The 20,467-nt window shown below is 66.5% G+C and carries 15 protein-coding genes and 1 pseudogene; 3 read left to right on the top strand and 13 right to left on the bottom strand.

Annotation, left to right across the window (positions count from 1 at the left end):
• Nucleotides 1-82 precede the first annotated feature (82 nt).
• Nucleotides 83-1,774 carry a glycoside hydrolase family 13 protein gene (locus tag BQ7391_RS06330; RefSeq protein WP_075279830.1) on the top strand — a complete coding sequence of 564 codons (1,692 nt, stop codon included), beginning with the start codon at nucleotides 83-85 and terminating at the stop codon, nucleotides 1,772-1,774.
• 221 nt (nucleotides 1,775-1,995) lie between these two features.
• Here BQ7391_RS06330 and BQ7391_RS06325 read toward each other — a convergent pair whose 3' ends face one another.
• The 5 genes from BQ7391_RS06325 to BQ7391_RS06305 form a co-directional block, all read right to left on the bottom strand.
• Nucleotides 1,996-4,188 (bottom strand): alpha-galactosidase, encoded by a 2,193-nt coding sequence (locus tag BQ7391_RS06325; RefSeq protein ID WP_075279829.1) that lies wholly within the window; start codon nucleotides 4,186-4,188, stop codon nucleotides 1,996-1,998.
• Nucleotides 4,189-4,341: 153 nt separating this feature from the next.
• Nucleotides 4,342-5,199 (bottom strand): carbohydrate ABC transporter permease, encoded by an 858-nt coding sequence (locus BQ7391_RS06320; RefSeq protein WP_075279828.1) that lies wholly within the window; start codon nucleotides 5,197-5,199, stop codon nucleotides 4,342-4,344.
• Entirely contained in the window at nucleotides 5,199-6,068 is an 870-nt protein-coding gene (locus tag BQ7391_RS06315) for a carbohydrate ABC transporter permease (RefSeq protein WP_075279827.1), read from the bottom strand. Before BQ7391_RS06315 ends, BQ7391_RS06320 begins: the two co-directional genes overlap by 1 nt.
• Before the next feature lie 12 nt (nucleotides 6,069-6,080).
• A complete protein-coding gene (locus BQ7391_RS06310; RefSeq protein WP_075279826.1) occupies nucleotides 6,081-7,370 on the bottom strand; it encodes an ABC transporter substrate-binding protein in 1,290 nt (429 codons plus the stop codon).
• Nucleotides 7,371-7,388: 18 nt separating this feature from the next.
• A complete protein-coding gene (locus tag BQ7391_RS06305) occupies nucleotides 7,389-8,504 on the bottom strand; it encodes an ABC transporter ATP-binding protein (protein WP_075279825.1) in 1,116 nt (371 codons plus the stop codon).
• Nucleotides 8,505-8,884: 380 nt separating this feature from the next.
• Between BQ7391_RS06305 and BQ7391_RS06300 the strand changes: the two genes are divergently transcribed.
• On the top strand, nucleotides 8,885-9,787 hold the full coding sequence (locus BQ7391_RS06300) for an AraC family transcriptional regulator (protein ID WP_235858632.1): 903 nt from the start codon (nucleotides 8,885-8,887) through the stop codon (nucleotides 9,785-9,787).
• A gap of 63 nt (nucleotides 9,788-9,850) precedes the next feature.
• Here the strand turns inward: BQ7391_RS06300 and BQ7391_RS06295 are convergent, their stop codons facing one another.
• Entirely contained in the window at nucleotides 9,851-10,690 is an 840-nt protein-coding gene (locus tag BQ7391_RS06295) for a histidinol-phosphatase HisJ family protein (protein ID WP_075279824.1), read from the bottom strand.
• A 229-nt stretch (nucleotides 10,691-10,919) separates the two neighbouring features.
• Here BQ7391_RS06295 and BQ7391_RS12755 point away from each other — a divergent pair.
• Nucleotides 10,920-11,276 (top strand): annotated as a pseudogene (locus tag BQ7391_RS12755) (transposase); the annotation flags it as partial.
• A gap of 68 nt (nucleotides 11,277-11,344) precedes the next feature.
• On the opposite strand, the gene BQ7391_RS06285 reads toward BQ7391_RS12755, so the two are convergent.
• The 7 genes from BQ7391_RS06285 to BQ7391_RS06255 form a co-directional block, all read right to left on the bottom strand.
• Nucleotides 11,345-12,532, bottom strand: a complete 1,188-nt coding sequence (locus BQ7391_RS06285) for a MurR/RpiR family transcriptional regulator (protein ID WP_075279822.1) — start codon at nucleotides 12,530-12,532, stop codon at nucleotides 11,345-11,347.
• A gap of 123 nt (nucleotides 12,533-12,655) precedes the next feature.
• A complete protein-coding gene (ligA, locus tag BQ7391_RS06280) occupies nucleotides 12,656-14,749 on the bottom strand; it encodes an NAD-dependent DNA ligase LigA (RefSeq protein WP_129583989.1) in 2,094 nt (697 codons plus the stop codon).
• 206 nt (nucleotides 14,750-14,955) lie between these two features.
• The gene (locus tag BQ7391_RS06275; RefSeq protein ID WP_075279820.1) at nucleotides 14,956-16,017 is read right to left on the bottom strand and encodes an InlB B-repeat-containing protein; all 1,062 of its coding nucleotides are present in this window, start codon (nucleotides 16,015-16,017) and stop codon (nucleotides 14,956-14,958) included.
• A gap of 86 nt (nucleotides 16,018-16,103) precedes the next feature.
• Nucleotides 16,104-17,435 carry an InlB B-repeat-containing protein gene (locus tag BQ7391_RS06270; RefSeq protein WP_075279819.1) on the bottom strand — a complete coding sequence of 444 codons (1,332 nt, stop codon included), beginning with the start codon at nucleotides 17,433-17,435 and terminating at the stop codon, nucleotides 16,104-16,106.
• Between the two features lie 766 nt (nucleotides 17,436-18,201).
• On the bottom strand, nucleotides 18,202-18,624 hold the full coding sequence (locus tag BQ7391_RS06265; protein ID WP_075279818.1) for a cupin domain-containing protein: 423 nt from the start codon (nucleotides 18,622-18,624) through the stop codon (nucleotides 18,202-18,204).
• A gap of 27 nt (nucleotides 18,625-18,651) precedes the next feature.
• Nucleotides 18,652-19,380, bottom strand: a complete 729-nt coding sequence (locus BQ7391_RS06260; protein ID WP_075279817.1) for a carboxymuconolactone decarboxylase family protein — start codon at nucleotides 19,378-19,380, stop codon at nucleotides 18,652-18,654.
• Between the two features lie 61 nt (nucleotides 19,381-19,441).
• Nucleotides 19,442-20,458, bottom strand: a complete 1,017-nt coding sequence (locus BQ7391_RS06255) for an aldo/keto reductase (protein WP_075279816.1) — start codon at nucleotides 20,456-20,458, stop codon at nucleotides 19,442-19,444.
• Between the last annotated feature and the right edge of the window lie 9 nt (nucleotides 20,459-20,467).

The following is a 20,467-nucleotide window of genomic DNA, read 5'->3' as shown; positions in this document are numbered from 1 at the left end:
TGCACGCTCGACCCGCGTGCAAAAGTGCCTGTCCCCTTTGCACGCCTGTCCCCTTTGTGCGCCCTCAGGAAAGGAGATTGGCATGACGCTCATCAACGGAAACGTGGAGTGGTGGAAGCAGGCGGTGGTCTACCAGGTGTACCCGCGCAGCTTCTACGACGCCAACGGCGACGGCCTCGGCGACATCAAGGGCATCACCGCCCACATGGACTACCTGCGCTCCCTGGGGATCAACGCGATCTGGCTCTCCCCGTTCTACCCCTCCCCGCTCGCCGACGGCGGCTACGACGTGGCGGACTACCGCAACGTGGACCCGCGTCTGGGGACGCTCGAGGACTTTGGCGAGATGGCCGCCGCCGCGCACGCCGCGGGCATCAAGGTGATCGTGGACATCGTCCCCAACCACACCTCCACCGAGCACGAGTGGTTCAAGGCGGCACTGGCCGCAGGCCCCGGCTCCCCGGAGCGCGACCGCTACATCTTCCGCCCCGGTCGCGGGGAGAACGGCGAGCTGCCCCCCAACGGCTGGAGGTCCACCTTTGGCGGGCCCGGCTGGGAGCCGGTGGGCGACGGCGAGTGGTACCTGCACCTCTTTGCCGTGGAGCAGGCGGACCTCAACTGGAGGAACCCCGAGGTGCGCGAGGACTTCAAGAGGACGCTGCGCTTCTGGAGCGACCGCGGGGCGGACGGCTTCCGCATCGACGTGGCGCACGCGCTGGCAAAGGACCTCGAGAGCCGCCCGCTCGACGAGTGGCCCGACGATCCCGACCAGGGCGAGCCCAGAGACGAGAACCCCCTGTGGGACCGCCCCGAGGTCCACGAGATCTACCGCGAGTGGCGCCAGGTCTTCAACGAGTACGAGCCCGCGCGCTTTGCCGTTGCCGAGGCGTGGGTCGTCCCCGAGCACCAGTGGATGTACGCCTCCCCCGAGGAGCTGGGGCAGGTCTTCAACTTCGAGCTCTCCAAGGCGGGCTGGTTTGCCGACGAGCTGCGCCTGGCCATAGAGGAGGGCCTCGCCGCGGCCGAGCGCTCCGGCTCCACCACCACCTGGGTCCTCTCCAACCACGACATGCCGCGCCACCCCACGCGCTACGGCCTGCCGCAGGTCCGCTCCGCGGTGCATCACCAGCTCGTGAACGACTGGCTGCTCCGCGACGGCAAGACCTACTACGAGGACCGCGACCTCGGAACCCGCCGCGCCCGCGCCGCGCTTCTCATGGAGCTGGGCCTTCCTGGCTCGGTCTATCTCTACCAGGGCGAGGAGCTGGGACTCTTTGAGGTTGCGGACATCCCCTGGGGCGCGCTCGAGGACCCCGAGGCAGCCATGACGAGCCACGGCGACGCCATCAAGGGCCGCGACGGCTGCCGCGTGCCGCTGCCCTGGAAGGCCGTCGACGAGTCCGGTGACTTTGGCTTCTCCGCGCCCGCCGACCACGCGCCCGCGCACCTTCCCCAGCCCGAGTGGTTCGCCCAGTTCGCCGTCGACGTTGAGGAGACCGAGAAGGACTCCATGCTCAAGTTCTACCGCCGCGCGCTCGCCGCGCGCGCCGAGCTGCTCGTGGCCACCGGCGACACCTCGTTCGCCTGGGCGGACGGCTACGACGACCAGGTCATCGCCTACCGCCGCCCCGCCGCGGGCGGCCGGGTGCTCACGAGCGTGACCAACTTCGGCGCCGCCGCCGTGGCGCTGCCCGCCGGCGAGGTCCTTCTCGCCAGCGCCGCGCTCGTGGACGGCAGGCTCCCCTGCGACGCCACCGCCTGGGTCGTGCGTTAGCGCGTCAGGCACCGCCTCCTTCCGGCCCCCGGACGACACCTCCCCCGTTCGTCCGGGGGCCCGCCCTTCTCGCCCGATGCGCGCGTAACGGTGGATTTCCTGAAATAGCGGGCCGCGCGTGCCGAGAAGGACGCTCCTGACAAAGGTGACGGGGTCGCTTGTCATGCTTCTCATGACAAGCGACCCCGTCACCTTTGTCAGGAGCCGATGCGTGCGAGCCGCTACTCGACCCGCTCGAACCGGTACATGAAGTTCTCGTACGGCGAGTTGGGAACGGTGAGCGGCAGGCCCATGTCCATGAGGGCGTCGGCCGAGAACTCGAGGCCGTTGCTCACCATGCGGTACGTGGCGCCCGGCGTGAGGCCGCGCGGGACCACGTAGTTGGCCTTGGCGTAGCCGTCGACGCGCGTGACCACGGCGCAGACGAGCGCCTCCGACCCGTCCTCGGAGACGAACTCCCACGATGCCACGTCAGCGTACTTGGGGTCGCTCAGACGGTAGAAGAGGCCCTCACGCACGAGGTGCTCGATGCCACGGTAGGTCTTGACCTGCGTGCGGATGTGCTCGCAGGCGCGGTCGTTGAGCTCCATGAGGTCGAGCTCGTAGCCGAACGCGCCGCCGGCCATGGCGACGGTGCCGCGCGCGCCCAGCGGCACGGTGCGGCCCGTGATCTCGTTGGGGCAGGCTGAGACGTGGGCTCCCACCGCCGAGCACGGGTACCCGAAGGAGGTGCCGTACTGGATCTCCAGGCGGTTGCGGGCGTCGGTGTTGTCCGAGGTCCAGATCTGCGGCGTGTAGTAGAGCATGCCGGCGTCAAAGCGGCCGCCGCCTGCGGAGCATCCCTCGATGAGGAGGTCGGGATAGCGCGTGCGGACGCGCTCGAGCAGGTCGTAGAGGCCGAGCATGTAGTCGTAGAGGACCTTGCCCTGGTCGGTGGCCACGCGGGAGTGCACGTCCACGATCGAGCGGTTGTAGTCCCACTTGACGTACTCGATGCCTCCCTGGTCGAGCACGGCGCAGAGCTGCTCGAAGAGGTTGTCGCGCACGTCGTCGCGGGAGAGGTCGAGCACCAGCTGGTCGCGGCCGAGCACGGGCGGCTTGCCCGGTATGGCGAGCGCCCAGTCCGGGTGCGCGCGGAAGAGGTCGGAGTCCTCGTTGACCATCTCGGGCTCGACCCAGATGCCGAAGCCGAGGCCCACCTCGTTCACGCGGCGCGCGAGGTCGGCCACGGAGCCGCCGAGCTTCTCCATGTTGGGCTTCCAGTCGCCGAGGCCGCGGTGGTCGTCGCAGCGCGCGCCGAACCAGCCGTCGTCCATGACGAGCATGTCGAGCCCGAGGTCGGCCGCCTTCCTGGCCAGCTCCACGAGCTTGTCGCCCGTGAAGTCGAAGTAGCAGGCCTCCCAGGAGTTGATGAGCACGGGGCGCGGGGAGTCTCGCCAGGGGCCGCGGCACACGCGCTCGCGGATGCAGCGGTGCAGGTTGTGGGAGATCTTCTCGAGGCCCGCGCCGGAGTAGGTCATGATGACCTCGGGGGCCACGATCTTCTCGCCGGGCTCGAGCGGGTAGGAGAAGAGGTCGGAGGCCAGGCCCATCTGCATGCGGGTCTGCTCGTACTGGTCGCGCTCGACCTCGGCGAGGAAGCTGCCGCTGTAGACGAAGCTCATGGACCAGGCGCGGCCCGCGGTCTCCGTGGCGTCGCCGTCACAGAGGACCATGACGGGGTTGTACTGGTTGGAGGACATGCCGCGACGGCTGCCCACGCTGAAGGAGCCGTTGCCCACCGCGTGGCGAGAGGGGCGGCGCTCCATCGCGTGACGGCCGTCGAAGGTGATGACGTCGAAGTCGCCGGTCACCATGTCAAGGCAGGCGGACTGGAGCTTCTCCACCGTTATGCGGCCGGAGCCGACGTTTCTGACGACCGCGGCACGGGTGATGACGTCATAGGCGGGCATGACACCGTAGAGGAGCTCGACCTCGAGGCCGAGCCGCTCGTCGGCGAGCGTGATCGAGAGGGTCTGCGCACCGTCCTTCTCGCCCTCGTCATAGACGGCGGGAAGGCCGGGCAGGCCGTACTTGCCCGCGCGGATCTCGTGGGACTTGTAGCGCAGGTCGCATCCGAAGGTCCCGTCCGCGCCGCGCACCATGAGCAGCGGGCTTCTCATGTCGCCCTCGCCCTGGAAGGGGAACTCCTGCGGGAGGACGTCGAGGGAGTAGGTGCGGTCCGCCACATCGTGCGGGCAGCCGCACATGCCGCTGCGGTCCGCGTAGGTGATGAGGTAGGACGTGTTGGCGGACGTCCTGGCGCCATAGTAGAGATGGAGCAGGTAGCCGTGTTCGTCGACCCGCATCTGGTAGGTGGTCCGCTCGGTCGAGAGCGTGAAGATGCGCTCGGGGGCATCGTACGAGAAGGACATGCAGCGCCTCGCTTTCTCTCTTGGCTGGAGGTTCGGGCAGAGTGTAGCGCATCGAAACGCCGCCGGGGGACGCCCGGAACCCATCACAAAATGGATGGATTCCGGGCGCCAGGGGGACGAACTCAGGGGACGCGCAATGCAGCGGAGCCCAAGCTACTTGACGGCACCGTTGGTGACGCCGCCGATGATCTGCTTCTGCGCCACGATGTAGAAGATGATCATCGGGAGCATGGCGAGCAGGTAGGACGCGAAGGCCAGGTTGTAGTTCGTGGCAAAGGCCGTCTGGAAGTTCATCTGCGCGAGCGGCAGGGTGTTGACGCCGGAGCCGCCCATGATGACGAGCGGGGTCATGACGTCGTTCCACACGGCGAGGCCGGTGATGACGGCGACGGTGGCGTGCATGGGCTTCATGAGCGGGAAGATGACCTTCCAGTAGGTGGTCCAGGTGGAGGCGCCGTCCACGCGGGCGGCCTCCTCGAGGGCCGTGGGGATGTTCCTCAGGTAGCCCGTGTAGAGCATCATGTTCATCGGCATGTAGAACACGACGTAGAGGACCATGACGCCGACCATGTTGTCCAGGTGCAGGATGGCGGTCTGCTTGACGAGCGGCATCATCAGGATGGCGAAGGGCACGTACATGCCGGCCACGATGAAGTAGTAGGACGCCTTGAAGAGCTTCTTGGAGTCCATGTTGCGCCCGATCGCGTAGGCGGCGAGGCTGTGGACCAGGACGGAGATCACGACGGCCGCCACGGTGATGATGAGCGAGTTCAGGAACGAGTTGAAGAAGTCGGTGACCTGGATGGCCTCGATGAAGTTGTCAAGGGACCACGTGGAGGGCAGCGACAGGATGCCCGCGATGTCGTTGGTCATCTCGGAGGGGTCCTTGAAGGCGATGACCACGGCCATGTAGAGCGGGAAGATGATGGTGATGAGGCCGATGATGAGCAGGATGGTGATGGGCCAGTTGACCCGCTCCTTGACCTTGGCAGGAACAGTGTTGTTAGCCATTAGAGCTGCTCCTCCTTACTGTTCAGGAACTTGGTCTGGGCGATGGAGATCACGGCGATGACGATGAAGAAGATGACGGCGTTGGCGCACTGGAAGCCGAACTGGCTGTTGTTGAGGCCGTTCTGGTAGATGAGGTACGAGATGGACTCGGTGGACTGCGCCGGGCCGCCGGAGGTCATTGCCACGATCTGGTCGAAGGTCATGAGCATGTCCTTCATGACGAGGACCATGTTCGTGGTGATGGACGGCATGATGAGCGGGAAGGTCAGGTAGCGGAACTTGTCCCAGCCGGTCGCGCCGTCGAGCGCACCCGCCTCGTAGACGTCCTCGGGGACGGAGGAGAGGCCGGTGATGTAGATGATCGTGGTCTGCGCGCAGGCCTGCCAGACGAGGACCACGACGATGGCCACCCACGCCCACTCCTTGCTCGCCAGCATCGAGGTCGTGCCGGTGAGGGCGGGGACGATGTAGGTGAAGAAGTAGCTGAACACGTAGCCGACGACGAGGCCGCCGAGGATGCGGGGCACGAAGTAGATGCCGCGCAGTGCGCTCTTGAACTTGATCTTGCTCGAGAGGCCGATGGCCAGCATGAGCGAGATCACGTTGACGAGGATCGTCGAGACGACGGAGATCTTGAACGTGAACAGGTACGAGTTGCCCACGCGGGCGTCCTGGAAGAGGTCGATGTAGTTCTGCAGGCCCACGATCTCGAAGGCGCCATAGCCCTTGGAGTCCGTGAAGCTATAGAAGAAGCCCGTGAGCAGCGGAATCGTGTTGAACGCAATGAACAGGATGAGGACAGGGATCAGGATCGCGAGGAAGGTGCGGTTCCTGTCAGATCCCGCCTTTGATACAGCGGCGCTTGCCATGTGCTTCCCTCCTTATCCCTGATTCGCCATGTACTCGGCGTACTTGCGGATGACGGTCTTGTTGTAGCGCTGCCAGAGGTTGTCCCAGTTGGCGAGGAACGCGTCGACGTCCTTGTCGAGGAGGAACGCCTGGAGCTGGGCGTCGCAGGCCATGCCCGAGGGGTACGAGTGGTCGGGGTAGTCGATGACCTTGCCCTCGTCCAGGAAGTCCTGGATGTCGTCGAACAGCGGGTCGAGCGTGAAGTCGCCCTCGATGCAGGGAATGGCCTTCTGGTCGTCGCAGTAGGTCTGGAGGTTCTCCGGCTCGTTGAGGAAGTCGATGACCTCGTAGATCTGATCGCGGTGCTCCTCCTTGGCGGCCAGCATGTTCCAGCAGAGGTCCACGCCGGAGACGATGATGCGGTCGTCAGGGTTGTCGCACGCCGGCATGGCAAAGAGGCCGATGTTCATCTCCGGGTTGGCGGAGAGGATCTGCGGGACGGCGAAGGAGCCGCAGGGGAACATCGCGGACTGGCCGCGCGCAAAGGCGGTGCAGGCGTCCTCGTAGCTGTAGGCCATGGGGCCGTCCTCAGCGTAGTCGAGGAGCTTGAGGAGCTTCTCGGCGGGCTCGCGGTAGTAGTCGGCGAACTTCGCCTCGCCCGCGTTGACCTTGCGGATGTGGTCGGAGGGAACGAGCTCCACGAGCATGGAGTTCCACGGCGAGAGGATCGTCCAGGTGTCGAGGAAGCCGAGGTAGAGCGGCAGCACCTCGCCCTCGGCCTTGATCTCGTCGCAGAGCGCGATGAACTCGTCCCAGGTCTCCGGCAGCTCCCAGCCCTTCTCAGCGAACATGTCCTTGTTGTAGAGCATGCCCGCGGCGTTGGCGATGTAGGGGACGCCGTAGATACCGTCCATGGGGACGTAGGTGACGCTCTTCATGATCTCCTGGTAGGCCGGCAGGACCTTCTCCATGCCGGGGTACCCGGAGACGTCGGCCAGGATGTTGGAGTCGACGAAGTCGGCGTAGGAGGCGTCGCCGCCGATGGCCACGACGTCGGGGTAGTCCTCGCGGACGAAGCGCGTCTTCATGATGGTGACGGCGTCGTTGGGGCTCGTGAAATTGAGATAGATGTGGTCGTTGTTCTCGTTGAACTCGGCCATGAGGGACTCGAAGATGCTCACGGCCTCGCGCTTGTACGAGACGAACTCGATCTCTGTCTTTCCGTCGGAACGCTGCCCCTCGCAGCCCGTGAGCGCAAGCCCCGCGGCGACCGCGCCCGAGAGCCCGAGGAACGAGCGACGTGTGAGTGCTCTTTTCTGCATGGGTGAGGCCCTCCTTCCCTAGTGGGCGATGGCCAGCTCGGTCTGCTTGTCGAACAGGTGAATCTTGGCGAGGTCCACGGCACAGTTGATCTTGGAACCGGTGCGGACGGTGCTCGAGGCGGAGAGGTGCGCGGAGATCTGGCCGCCGTCGACGTCGGCGTAGATCATGGCCTCGGAGCCCAGGAGCTCATAGACCGTGACGTTGGCCGGGAAGGCCTCGGAGAGGGAGCGGCCTTCGGCGTACTCGTGCTCCTCGACGACGTCCTCCGGGCGGATGCCCATGACGACGACCTTGCCCACGTAGCCGCCCTTCTTGAGAGCGTCGGCCTTGGGGCCGGTGAGGGTGATCGTGTTGGCGCCGAAGGCGAGGGCCACGCCAGCGCCCTTCTCGCTCACCTGGACGTCGATGAAGTTCATCTGCGGGGAGCCGATGAAGCCGGCCACGAACAGGTTGCAGGGCTCGTTGTAGAGCTTGGTGGGGGTGTCCACCTGCTGCATGACGCCGTCCTTCATGACGACGATGCGGGTGCCGAGCGTCATGGCCTCGGTCTGGTCATGCGTGACGTAGATGATCGTGGCGCCGAGGCGGTCGTGCAGCTTGGAGATCTCGGCGCGCATCTGGACGCGGAGCTTGGCGTCGAGGTTGGAGAGCGGCTCGTCCATCAGGTAGACCTTGGGGGCGCGGACGATGGCGCGGCCCATGGCGACGCGCTGGCGCTGGCCGCCGGAGAGGGCGGACGGCTTGCGGTCGAGGAGCTTCTCGAGGTCGAGGATGCGGGCGGCCTCGCGGACGGCCTTGTCGATCTCGTTGGCGTCGACCTTGCGGAGCTTGAGCGGGAACGCCATGTTCTCGTAGACGGTCATGTGCGGGTAGAGGGCGTAGGTCTGGAAGACCATCGCGATGTCGCGGTCCTTGGGCTCGACGTCGTTGACCACGCGACCGTCGATCTTGAGGGTGCCGGAGGTGATGTCCTCGAGGCCGGCGATCATGCGCAGCGTCGTGGACTTGCCGCAGCCGGACGGGCCGACGAAGATGATGAACTCCTTGTCAGCGATCTCAAGGTTGAAGTCCTTCACCCCCTCATAGCCGTTGGGGTACTTCTTGCCTACGTGCTCAAGTGTGAGGCTCGCCATGTGCGCAACCTTTCTCCCTGCCCGACCGCCGCACGCCGACGGCCCGGGCCCCACCTTACGTTGAGCTAATTTTAGGTTGCCACTTTTACGCTAAAATGTATCATATATGGTATATATAGTACCAAAATTTGTGTTTTCCCAGTTAAATCGCCGTATAATTCCCTTCATGATTTATTCACCGTTTCGCCGAACGGAGGTGTTTTTCGGGCAAACGGTAAGACCACTTTTTATATCCGCAGGTAGATTGCATTATGAGATTATTTCCACATCGGGAATCGATTCCAGTTTTTCAAAATCGAATTTATCGTAATGCGACTAATTGACGTTTTAGATATATACAAAGTGCGCCAAACCATACATAATGCGACTTAGGCTTTTCGATGCGGATCCCACGCTCCGAGACCAGGACACCGGAGGCGATGATGCCGACCAACGAGCTCGAGTTCTCGACCTTCCCGAACGCCCACTACGTCGACCTCATGCCCTACCAGTACGGGCGCGAGGCCTGCGAGCCGGGCCACGCCTTCGGTCCCGCGCGACGCAGCCACTTCCTCTTCCACTACATCATCTCCGGGCGTGGGCTGCTCATGTCGAGCGACGAGGGGGGCGTCAAGAGCGACCACCGCCTCTCCGAGGGCGAGGGTTTCCTTATCTTCCCCAACCAGGTGAACACCTACGTGGCGGACCTCGACGACCCCTGGGAGTACATTTGGGTGGAGTTCGACGGCATCCACGTGAGAGACGAGCTCGAGCAGGCCGGACTCACCGATTCCTCCCCCGTCTACCGCTCGCTCTCGAGCGAGCTGCGCGACAGGATGGTCGAGGAGATGCGCCACCTCATCTCAAACCGTGACGCCTCCGCCCTGCACCTCATCGGGCACACCTACCTCTTCTTCGACTACCTCCTTCGCTCCGTCGCGCGCGAGGCCGAGCAGGCGCCGAGCAAGATCCAGGGCTTCTACATCCGCGAGGCCATCGACTTCGTGAAGGAGAACTACCAGTCGGACATCTCTGTCGAGGACATTGCCAGGAGGACCGGCCTTAACCGGAGCTACTTCGGCAAGGTGTTCAAGCAGGCGACGGGCAAGTCGCCTCAGCAGTACCTCATCGGCTACCGCATGTCCAAGGCCACGGAGCTCCTCAAGCTCACGGCCCTTCCCGTGAGCGAGGTCGGACGCGCCGTGGGCTATCCCAACCAGCTGCACTTCTCGCGCGCCTTCAAGGGGGTCTTCGGGATGCCCCCGCGCGACTGGAGGCGCGAGAACGCCCGCGTGACAGGGTGACGGTGACGGGGGGACGGGGGAGTTGTCACCGCTCCGTCCCCCTGTCACACCCCCCCTCGGCCGTCAGGGGAGCCGTCGCGGGGATGCCTCCCCCCGCTCGAAGGTCCAGACGCTCGAGAAGCCCAGCTCCCTGAGCTCGCGGTAGGCGAGGCGCAGGTAGGAGCCCAGGTGCTCGGGCCGGTGTGAGTCCGAGCCCACGGTGACGACCGTCCCCCCGAGGTCGCGATAGAGCTCGAGGACCTGGCGGGAGGGCTGGAAGTCGCCGAGCCCGTAGCGCATGCCCGAGGTGTTGACCTCGATGCCCTTGCCGTCGTCGATGACGCGGCGCAAGATCTCGGCCACGACGTCCCGCACGCACTCGAAGGGATAGTCGCCGAACGGGTCGTAGCGGCGGATGAGGTCGAGGTGCCCGAGGACCGAGTAGTCTCGGAAGCACTCCACGACGCCGAGCAGCTCCTCGTAGTAGGCGCAGTTGATCTCCTCCTGCGAGCGACCGCGCTGGAAGTCCCCGTTCCAGAACTCGAGGTCGCCCACCTGATGGATGGAGCAGATGACGAAGTCGAGACGGTCTCCGAGCGTCCTCACGAGGGCGTGGTTCCGTCCGACCGTCGAGGTCTGGACGCCGAGCTCGAGGCCCGCGCGCAGCGTGATGCGATCACCGAGCTCCTCTCGCGTGCGCTCGAGCTCGTCGAGGTACGGGGCGTACGGGCAGTTGGTGACCGGGCGACCGTCCTCGAAGCGGGCCCCCTCCGGCTGGTTCCACTCGGGCTTTACCCCATAGTCGACGTGCTCGGTGAAGCAGATCTCGTCGAGATTGAGCCTCACGGCGTCGAGCGCCACCTGACGCAGCGGGTAGGCCGAGTCATCCGAGAAGCTGGTGTGGACGTGGTAGTCGGCAAGCATGCGGTCTCCTTTCCCATTGGGCGAGGATACCAGCAGGGGGAGGCGAGCGCACCCACTTTGGAGGTTTTTCTCGCCCGGGGGCATCCCCTGCCCCTCTCGACGGGAGGGGCGTGTCAGGGGGACGGAGGAGTTGTCACCGCTCCGTCCCCCTGGCGCGGCCCTCGGATTGCGGCGCCCCCTGGCTGGGAACAAGCTACACACCGCATACTTCATATTCTGAGGAGGGCCCATGGCGCGCACGCCGAGGAAGCAGGCAGAGTCAGAGATCTACCACGTCGTCTGTCGCGGGGTCGGCAGGCAGGACATCTTCGAGGACGACGCCGACCGAACGTACTTCCTCTCGGCGCTGCGCGACGAGCTCGCATCGCGAGACGGGGAGACCCTCGCCTGGTGCCTCATGAACAACCACGTGCACCTCCTCCTGAGGATGCCCCTCAACGAGCTCTCCGCGACCATGCGCTCCGTCGGCTCCGACTACGCGCTCTACTTCAACAGGCGTCACGACCGCACGGGCCACCTGTTCCAGGGCAGGTTCAGGAGCGAGCCCGTTGAGACGGACGCCTACCTGCTCACGGTCGTGCGCTACATCCACCGCAACCCTGTTGCAGGCGGGCTGAGCAGAACGTGCGACTATCGCTGGAGCAGCTATCGGGCCTACCTGGGGCTCTCGGAGCCGGTTGGCCTGACGAGCTGCGAGACGGTGCTCTCCCTTCTCGGGGGCGTCGACGCGTTCGAGCAGCTCCACGGCGAGGCGGGGACGGGCGAGCGGTGCATCGACGTCGACGACGACCGACGGCCGCTCAGGGACGAGGAGGCAACGCTCCTCGCGCGATCGCTGCTGGGCGGCATGCACCCGAGGGAGGTCGTGTCGCTGCCCAGGCCAAGGCGCGACGAGGCGCTGAGGAAGCTGCTGTCCTGCCGCATTTCCGTGCGGCAGATCGAGCGCATCACCGGGGTGTCCCGCGGAATCGTCTCGCGGGTGCGCGCGCGTGCCGCGGGGACGGAGCGGTGACAACTCCTCCGTCCCCGTGTCACGAGGTTGCCGTCGAAGTCCTCGACGAAGACGCGTGCGAAGAGCGCGTCGAGCACGTAGAGCAGGGACGCCCCCGTGGCGAACGGGGAGACCTTGCGCACGTGGTCCTCCTGGGGAGAGAGCGCCAGCTTGACCTCCGCAAGGTGGTCGAGAGGGGTGGCCCCCGCAGATGCAACGAGCACCACCGGCACGCCGCGCCGCGAGAGCAGCTCGGCGGCCGACGGGGCCACGAACCCGCGGCCGCCGAACGAGACCAGGATCACCACGTCCCCCTCGCCCGCCGACGACGCGACGAGACGCTGCTCGTACTCGTCCACAGGGACGACGACCACGCGGCCTATCTCGGCCATCTGGAAGCGAAAGTTCTGGGCAAACGCCACGTTGCCCGCCGTGGCGAGCACGAAGACGCGGCCCGCGGACAGCACGAGCGCCGCCGCGCGGTCGAGCTCGCAGGGGTCGAGCACGTTCGCCGTCGCCGCAAGCGTCTGGGCGAGGTCGCGCTCGATGGCACCCATCACCTCGCGGCCGCCCTGCCCCGCGCGGACGGGAAAGTTAACGTCGACGCCCGCGCTCTCCCCTCGGAAGGCCGGGAGCGCTGACGCGATCCGGACCCGAAGGTCCGAGAGCCCCGAGCACCCGAGCTTCTCGCAGAGGCGATAGACCGTCGCCTGCGAGACGTGAGCCCGGCGGACGAGCTGCTTGGCGCTCTCCCCTAGGGCGCGCTCCGGGTCGGCGAGAAGAGCCTGGGCGAGGGCGCGCTCGCCGTCCGAGAGGCCCTCCCCCATCCTGATGCGCGTGAGAACGTTCATCGAACACCTCCTCGCAGGGACGCAGGAGCCGGAGGGGCTGCGGACGCCCCGTCCCTGGCGGCCCGCCCGTGCCACGGGGACGGAGCGGTGACAATACCTCCGTCCCCGTGGCACGGGGCGCCGCTACAGCTCGCCGGTCTCGAGCACGCGCTCGAGGGCGTCCTCGTCGAGCACCGGCACGCCAAGGCTCTCCGCCTTGGCGAGCTTGGACCCGGCCGCCGCCCCCGCCACAACGTAGCTCGTCCTCTTGGAGACCGAACCCGTGACCTTGGCCCCGAGGGCCTGAAGCGCGGCCTTCGCCTCGTCTCGCGTGCGGCGCTCGAGCGTCCCGGTGAGCACGAAGGTGAGGCCGGAAAGCGTCTGCGGGCGCTCTGGCTCGCGGCGCTCCTCCTCCAGGACTACGCCCGCCTCTCGCAGGCGCTCCACCACGGCCACGTTCTTCTCGATGGAGAAGAACTCGCGCACGCTGGCTGCGATCTTGGGTCCGATGCCGTCCACCTGGGCGATGTCCTCCTCGGTGGCGGCGGAGAGCGCCTGCATGCTTCCGAAGTGCCCCGCAAGCTGACGCGCCACCGTGGCGCCCACGTGGCGGATGCCCAGGCCAAAGAGGACGCGCGCGAGGCCGCGGCCCTTGGACTCCGTGACCTGCGCCATGATCTTTGCCGCAATGACAGGGCCGATCACGATGTCGGAGCCGTCCACGGCCTGGCGGCCGGTCCAGACCTCGGCAAGCGCCTCCTCGGTGAGCCTGTCGTAGAAGTCGGCCACGTCGGCGAGAAGGCCCTGCTCCACCATGCGGGAGACGATCTCGTCGCCGAGGCCGTCAATGTCCATGGCGGTGCGGCTGCCCCAGTGGATGAGGCGCTCGGTGGCCTGCGCGGGACAGTCGATGGAGACGCAGCGATAGGCGACCTCCCCCTCCTCGTGCACGACGGGGCTGCCGCAGGAGGGGCAGGTCTCGGGCATGCGGAACTCGGGCGCGCCCTCGGGACGGAGCTCCAGCACCGGGCCCACGACCTCGGGGATGACGTCACCGGCCTTGTGGACTACGATCGTGTCCCCCACGCGGACGTTCTTGCGGGCGATCTCGTCCACGTTGTGCAGGGTCGCGCGGGCGATCGTGGAGCCGGCAACGGTCACGGGGTCGAACTCGGCGACGGGCGTGAGCACGCCGGTGCGGCCCACCTGCACGCGAATCTCGCGCAGGACGGTGCGCTTCTCCTCCGGAGGGAACTTGAACGCGATGGCCCAGCGCGGGGCGCGCGCCGTGAAGCCGAGCGCCTCCTGGGAGGCAAAGGAGTCGACCTTCACGACCACGCCGTCGATGTCGTAGTCGAGGTCGTCGCGGTGCGCAAGGGCGTCCTCGCAGTAGGCGCGGACCTCGGCGGCGGAGGTGCAGCGCTTGAAGTGGGGATTCACGGAGAAGCCGCAGTCGACGAGCCACTGGAGGAAGTCGTGCTGGGTGTGGACGTCGATGGGCGCCTCGTCCGCCACGGCGTAGATGAAGGTCTCGAGGTCGCGATGGGCCGTGACCTTGGGGTCCTTCTGGCGAAGGCTGCCCGCGGCGGCGTTTCTTGGGTTGGCAAAGGGCGCGGTGCCCGCGGCATCGGCATCCTCGTTCAGGCGCGCGAAGGAGTGGCGCGGCATGTAGACTTCGCCGCGGACCTCGACGGAGCGGCCGAGGCCGCCGCCGGCGAGGCGCTCCAGGCCGGCAGGCGCGAGGGCGCGCGGGATATCGCCGATCGTGAGGACGTTGGCGGTGACGTTCTCCCCCGTCGTGCCGTCGCCGCGCGTGGCGGCGCGGACGAACTGCGCGTCCCGGTAGGTGAGCGCCACGCCGAGCCCGTCGATCTTGAGCTCGCAGGTGTAGGCGACCGGGCGCTCAGGCGTAGCTCCGAGCGCCTCGTCCGTACGGGCGAGCCACTCGTCAAGCTCGGCGAGGTCCATCGCGTCGTCCATCGAGTACATGCGCGCGGCGTGCGCGACCGGCTCGAACTGCTCGGACACGTAGCCGCCCACGCGCTGGGTGTACGACTCGGGCGTCACGAGCTCGGGATGGCCCTCCTCCAGGGCGAGAAGCTCCTGGAGGGCGCGATCGAACTCTGCGTCGGACATCTCGGGTCGGTCAAGCGCGTAGTAGGCGTACGCGGCATGGCTGAGGACGCGATTGAGCTCTGCGTGCCGCGCGCGCGGAGTCGCCGCGGGCGCCGGGGCCATCGCGCCCCCGAAGAGCGTCCCCTGCTGAGCCTGCCCGTTCTTCTCGTCTGCCATCTGTCTCCCTCCGCGAGCGGTCCGGCCATCAATAGTAGCGCAGGGAGCGATCTGCGAGGCGCCCAGAACCGGCGCGCGGGGCGCTCGGCGCGAAACAGAGCGCCCCCGACCCCAGGTGGGGTCGGGGGCGCACCGTGACCGGCCTGCGCTCGCTAGCGGCGGCGACGCAGGAACGCGCCGAGCCCGACGGTCGCCGCGCCGAGGGCGGCGATGCCGGAGACGGCGACGGTCGCGTCACCCGTCTGCGGGAGCTCGTCGCCCTTGGAGCCGGCATTCTTTGCGGCGTCGTCAGAGGACGGAGCGGTCGGGGCGTCGTCGCCCGGCTGCCCGGCAGCGTCCCCCGGCTGATCCGGATCGGTAGGCTCCTCCGGGTCTGTGGGCTCCTCCGGGTCAGTGGGCTCCTCCGGGCCGGTGCCGGGCTCCTCGGGATCGGTGGGCTCCTCGCTCGGGACCCACTTGGCGTAGAGCGTGATGTCCGACGTCACGGGCGTAGCAAAGTCGTACTCCGTGAGGCACTCAGGCTCCGTGTACCACCCGCCGAACGTGTGGTCCTCGAGCGTCGGGTCCTCGCTCGGCCTGGCGACGGTCTCGCCGTCCACGACCTCGACGACGATGTTGTCGGTGCTCTCGACCTGGTCGTCGAAGGTCACATTGTGGGTCACGGTCACAGGCGCCGAGGGCCCGTACACCGCCTTGATGACAGTGTAGGGGCTGACCTGCGTCCCCACCAGCTGCTTCTCGGACACGGGCTCGCCGCCACAGACGGACCAGCCGACGAAGTCGTACCCCTCGTACTCGGTGGGGGCGGGAACCTCGGAAATCGTCATCTTGCCGTCGACGATGGGGCCGAACTCATCCTCGAACGTCGAGGCCCCGCTCTCGGGGTCGGTGCACTGGAAGGTGACGAAGCCCTCCTGCTGCTCGGGATCCTCGTCGCCCCCGGGCTCGCACCCATCCCAATAGGGAGCACCGCAGCGGTCGCAGACGCCCCACGGGAGGAACAGGTCAACATAGAGGTGGAGGTCCTCAGAGTTGCCATAGTGCCAGCCGAGGAACGACCTGTCCTCGGCGGCCTGCGTCTCGGCGGTGGGAGCCGCGGGAGCGGTCCCCTCCTCCGCGAGCGCGGTGGCGACGGGCAGGGCGACAGGGCTCAGCGCCAGCAGGGCGGTGAGCCCGGCGGTAACTGCGAGGGTTCTTCTGGCCTTACGTTCCATACTTGCTCGTTCCCTTCTTCGATACGCGTGCACGGAAGTGGCGCGGGGCACCCGGCGCGCAGACGGCGCGCCCCGCGCGGGTTAACCTAGCGGCGACGCCTGACCATCACGCCGAGGCCTGCGACGGCGGCACCGACTCCGGCGATTCCGGAGGCGGCAACGGTCGCGTCACCGGTCTGGGGAAGCGCCTCGTCATTGCCGTGCTTCTCGCCCGCGGCATCGGGTGCGGCCGACGTGGAATCGTTGCCTCCGATGACACCCGGGTCGCCAGCGCCGTTCTTGGTCCACTTGGCCCAGAGCGTCATGTCATCGGTCACGGGCGCGGAGAAGTCCCAGGCCTGCGTGAGGGCCACGTCGGAGTACCAACCGAGGAACGTCCATCCCTCGCAGACGGGGTCGTTCGGCCTAGCGACGGCAGCGCCGTCCTCAACCTCGACGACGGCGTTCTCGGTGATCTCGATGCAGTCGTCGAAGGTTACCTTGTGGGTCTTGTCGATGGGGTCCTCGGGGTCGATCGGCGCCTCGTTCTGAGCCCACTTGGCGTAGATCGTCCTGTGTCCGGAGATGGGGGTCTCAAAGTCGTAGGGTGCGGTGCAGGCCGCGTCGCTGTACCAGCCCTCGAAGGTGTAACCGTCGCGCGTCGGGTCCTCGGGCTTCTTAACGACATCCCCGACCTTTACCTCCCTACTATCATTCGTAAGCTCCGGAGCGTTGTAGTCAAAGGTAACCGTGGCGACGTCCTTCAGGAAGGTGAAGTGAGCGAGAATCGTCGTCTGGGTCGGCGAGGCGTAGGTCGTGCTGCCGAACGCATTGTCGGGATAGTCGCCCCATGAGTAGTAGTCAAAGCGGTAGTCCGTCTTCGTGGGATCGGCAAGGTCCTCCATTGCCTCGAACATGTTGGCGCCCACGACAGTGTCGACCGTCCCGTACACGATCGAGGGGTCGTCCTCGTCCACGACGGTGTAAGAGATCTTCTGCTCCTCGTAAGGATGGACGTTGTACACCCTGTCCCCCGCGCCAAAGCTAGCCTTGTCACCAAGGAGCTGGTTGGGGTCATCCCACAGGGAGCTGAGATCATAGGTGTTGTTGAGCTGCCAAGCCTCCACGTCCTCATACTCCGGATGCTCCTCATAGAGCGCGTCGAGGGCATCCTGGAGCTTCGGCCTGTTATCGGGCTGGGAGCCGCCGAACCAGTTGTTTTGATATTTGTATGTGTAGGTGAAGACGAGCTTGGTCGCATCCGAAGAAGAGTAGAAGTTCACCGTAACTGTCAGCTCGTTGGCAATTCGAGCAGAAGCCTCGACATCGTCAGTGCCCTCGGCCAGCGCCGTCACGACGGGCATCGCAATCGGGCTCAGCGCGAGCACGGCAGTGAGGCCAGCGGTCGCGGCGAGCCTCCCCTTGCTCTTGAAATCCATCCCCAGGTCCCTTCTCCTAGCTACGCGAGTACTCCGGCATGGGCCCGACGGAGCCGTCGGCTTATACCAGAACTCAGTCGATATTAGTTGAGCAACTTCTCCTTATTAGTTGCTTAATTTTGCTCTGGGGGGTCTTATTTTCACTGTTGCTACACAGTATTATGAGGAGGGGGTATAGGCGAACAATATGCTGGTCAAAGGTATTTTTCTAAGTTGATTCCGGAATGGCTGGCACCTCTGCCCGCCCATGGAGGACAGGTATGGGGGAAGGACTCATCGTCGAGCATGGGAACAAGAAGGTGACCCCTCGCGCTCTGCGTGGGCACCGCCGTACCGGAGGGCGTCGAGCTCGGAGCGCCGGGAGGCGTCGGCAGGCCGGGATCGACGCCCGGGGCGGAACGCCCCCATGACGAGCGCGTCCCGGAGGGGGCTGGTGTAGGCATGACGCGAGCGCTGAAGGCCTCGAAAGCAAAGCGGCGCCTCATCTCACCGGCAAGGCGGCGCCGGAGCACGTAGCGAAGGGGCCTAGCAAGGCACGTGAAGGCATCCCGAGGAGTGGGCAGCGCCCCCCAGCGCCCCCTCAACCCACCTCGCCGCGGCATCCCACATTCGTAGTGTATTTCGCAATGGGAAGGTGAAGTACACTACAAACGCATCAATCAATCTAGCTGCGGATTTGTCTTCAAAATAATTGTGGTGTACTTCGGAGACCCCTCACAAAGTACACCACAAATGAAGACGCCCTTCGGAATGCCTCAAAAACCGGCTACGCCTGCGGGTAGGAGGCGTCGTCCACGGGCTCGAGCCACTCGTTGGAGCATCCCTCGCCCGGTGCCTCGAAGGCGATGTGGCTGAACCAGCTGTCGGCGGCGGCGCCGTGCCAGTGCTTCACGCCGGCGGGAATCACCACCACGTCGCCGGGGGTGAGCATCCGCGGCTCCTTGCCCCACTCCTGGTACCAGCCGCGCCCGTCGGTCACGATGAGGATCTGCCCTCCGCCCTTGGTGGCGTGGTGGACGTGCCAGTTGTTCCGGCAGCCCGGCTCGAAGGTCACGTTGGCGAGGCCCACGCCGCACTCCGCGGCGCTCGTGAGCGGGTTGAGGAAGGAGTTGCCGATGAAGTACTGGGCGAAGGCCTCGTTGGGAGCGCCCTTGCCGAACATGGGGGTGAAGTCGTCGTTTTCTGCCATGGCTCTTCTCCTTTGGCCGATGGGTCGCTATGCGCGCGCAGCCGCCGCGCTGTCGATGCAGGAAAGCGCGTTCAGGCTGCGCGGGTAGCCGATGTAGGGCAGCATCTGCGACACCACGCGGTACAGGAAGTCCTTGGTGCGCCCGAGGTTCATGTTGCCGCCCGCGTGGGCCGTCGCCTGCGGCTCGCAGCCGCCCTGTGCCGCGATGTAGCAGAACGTGACCATCTCGCGGTCAAGGTCGGAGAGGCCGCCGCGCGTGTAGTAGTCGCCGAAGCAGTTCTCGGCGAGCCAGCGGTTGACGTGCGCGCGCTCCGCGGGACCGCTCTCCCAGCTCTCGCGCATGCCCTCTCCGAAGTAGTCAACCTGCTTCTGGTTGCCGGCGGCGCAGCGGGTCTCGAGCGTGGTGGTCGCCTGGGGCGCAAGCGGGAGCTCCACGCCGCGCGCGGCGAGAAGCTCGTTCGCGGCGTCGATGAACGGCCGCACCCTCCCGATGCCCAGATAGGCGCATGCCTGGTAGACGACCTCCTTGAGCTCGACCGGCGTGACGCCCGCATCGAGCGCCTCGGCTGCCATGAGGCGAAACTCGTCCAGCCCCTGGCAGCCGAGAAGCGCGGCGAGCACCACGAGGTAGCGCTCGCGGGGCGGCAGCTCCGCCGCGCCCTCGCCGGGCACCTCCTCGCCCGCAAAGTACGCGAATCGCTCGGCGAACTCGGGGTCGGTCCGCCCGAGTCCCGCGACGCCCTGATAGTCTGCCATGCCTCTTCTCCTTTCCCGCCCGTGCGCCCGGCGCCGGACCTGGCGCCGGGCGCGGGAGCGTCTACTTTGCGTTGGGGTTCGTCGTGCCGGCGAGCGGCCGCTCGCCGGGGCGCGCCGCCGGCCCCACGAGCTCGTGGGCGGTGTAGGGCTCCTCGAGATAGGAGACCTCCTCGTCCGTGAGCCCCACATCGAGCGCGGCGACGGCGTCATCCACGCGCTCCGGGCGCGAGCAGCCCACGATCGGCGCGGTCACCCCGCGCGCCCAGTGCCACGCCAGCGCCACGCTCGCCATGGGGACGCCGCGGCGCTCGGAGACCTCGGCCACGCGAGAGACGATCGGCATGTCCTGCGCCTCAGCCGCGTCGTACTTGTTGCGCATGGTCGCGTCGGTGGTGCTGCGCATGCTCGAGGAGTCCCAGGTGGGACGGCACAGGTGCCCGGACGCCATGGGGCTGTAGGGCGTGAGCGCCACGTCGTACTGGCGGCACACCGGAATCAGCTCGCGCTCGTCCTCTCGGTAGAGCAGGTTGTAGTGGTTCTGCATGCTCGTGAAGCGCGTCCAGCCGTTCCTCTCGGCAACGAGCTGCAGGTTGTGGAACTGGTAGGCGTACATCGCGCTCGCGCCGAGCGCACGAACCTTGCCCGCGCGCACGAGGCCGTCGAGGGCCTCCATGGTCTCCTCCATGGGCGTGGCGTAGTCGAAGCGGTGGATGATATAGAGGTCGAGGTAGTCGGTGCCCAGACGCCTGAGCGTCCCGTCGATCTCGCGCTCGATGGCCTCGCGCGAGAGCCCGCCCTCGTTGAAGAAGACCTTGCTCGCAAGCACGACCCTCTCGCGCGCCACGCCCAGCTCGCGCAGGGCCGCGCCGATGTACTCCTCGCTCGTTCCGTGGGCGTAGCAGTTGGCCGTGTCGATGAAGTTGACGCCCAGCTCGAGCGCGCGGCCGATCACCGCGCGGGTCTCGTCGGGGCCGACGGTCCACTGGTGGAAGTCGGCGGACGGGGCCCCAAAGCTCATGCCGCCCAGGCAGACCCTGGATACCTCGATGCCGGAGTGTCCGAGTTTCGCGTATTTCATAGAAACCTC

The organism is Thermophilibacter provencensis, assembly GCF_900128445.1.
Taxonomy (GTDB): Bacteria; Actinomycetota; Coriobacteriia; order Coriobacteriales; family Atopobiaceae; genus Thermophilibacter; species Thermophilibacter provencensis.
Note: the sequence above shows the minus strand (reverse complement) of the source record. Positions and strands in the feature narration are given on the sequence as shown.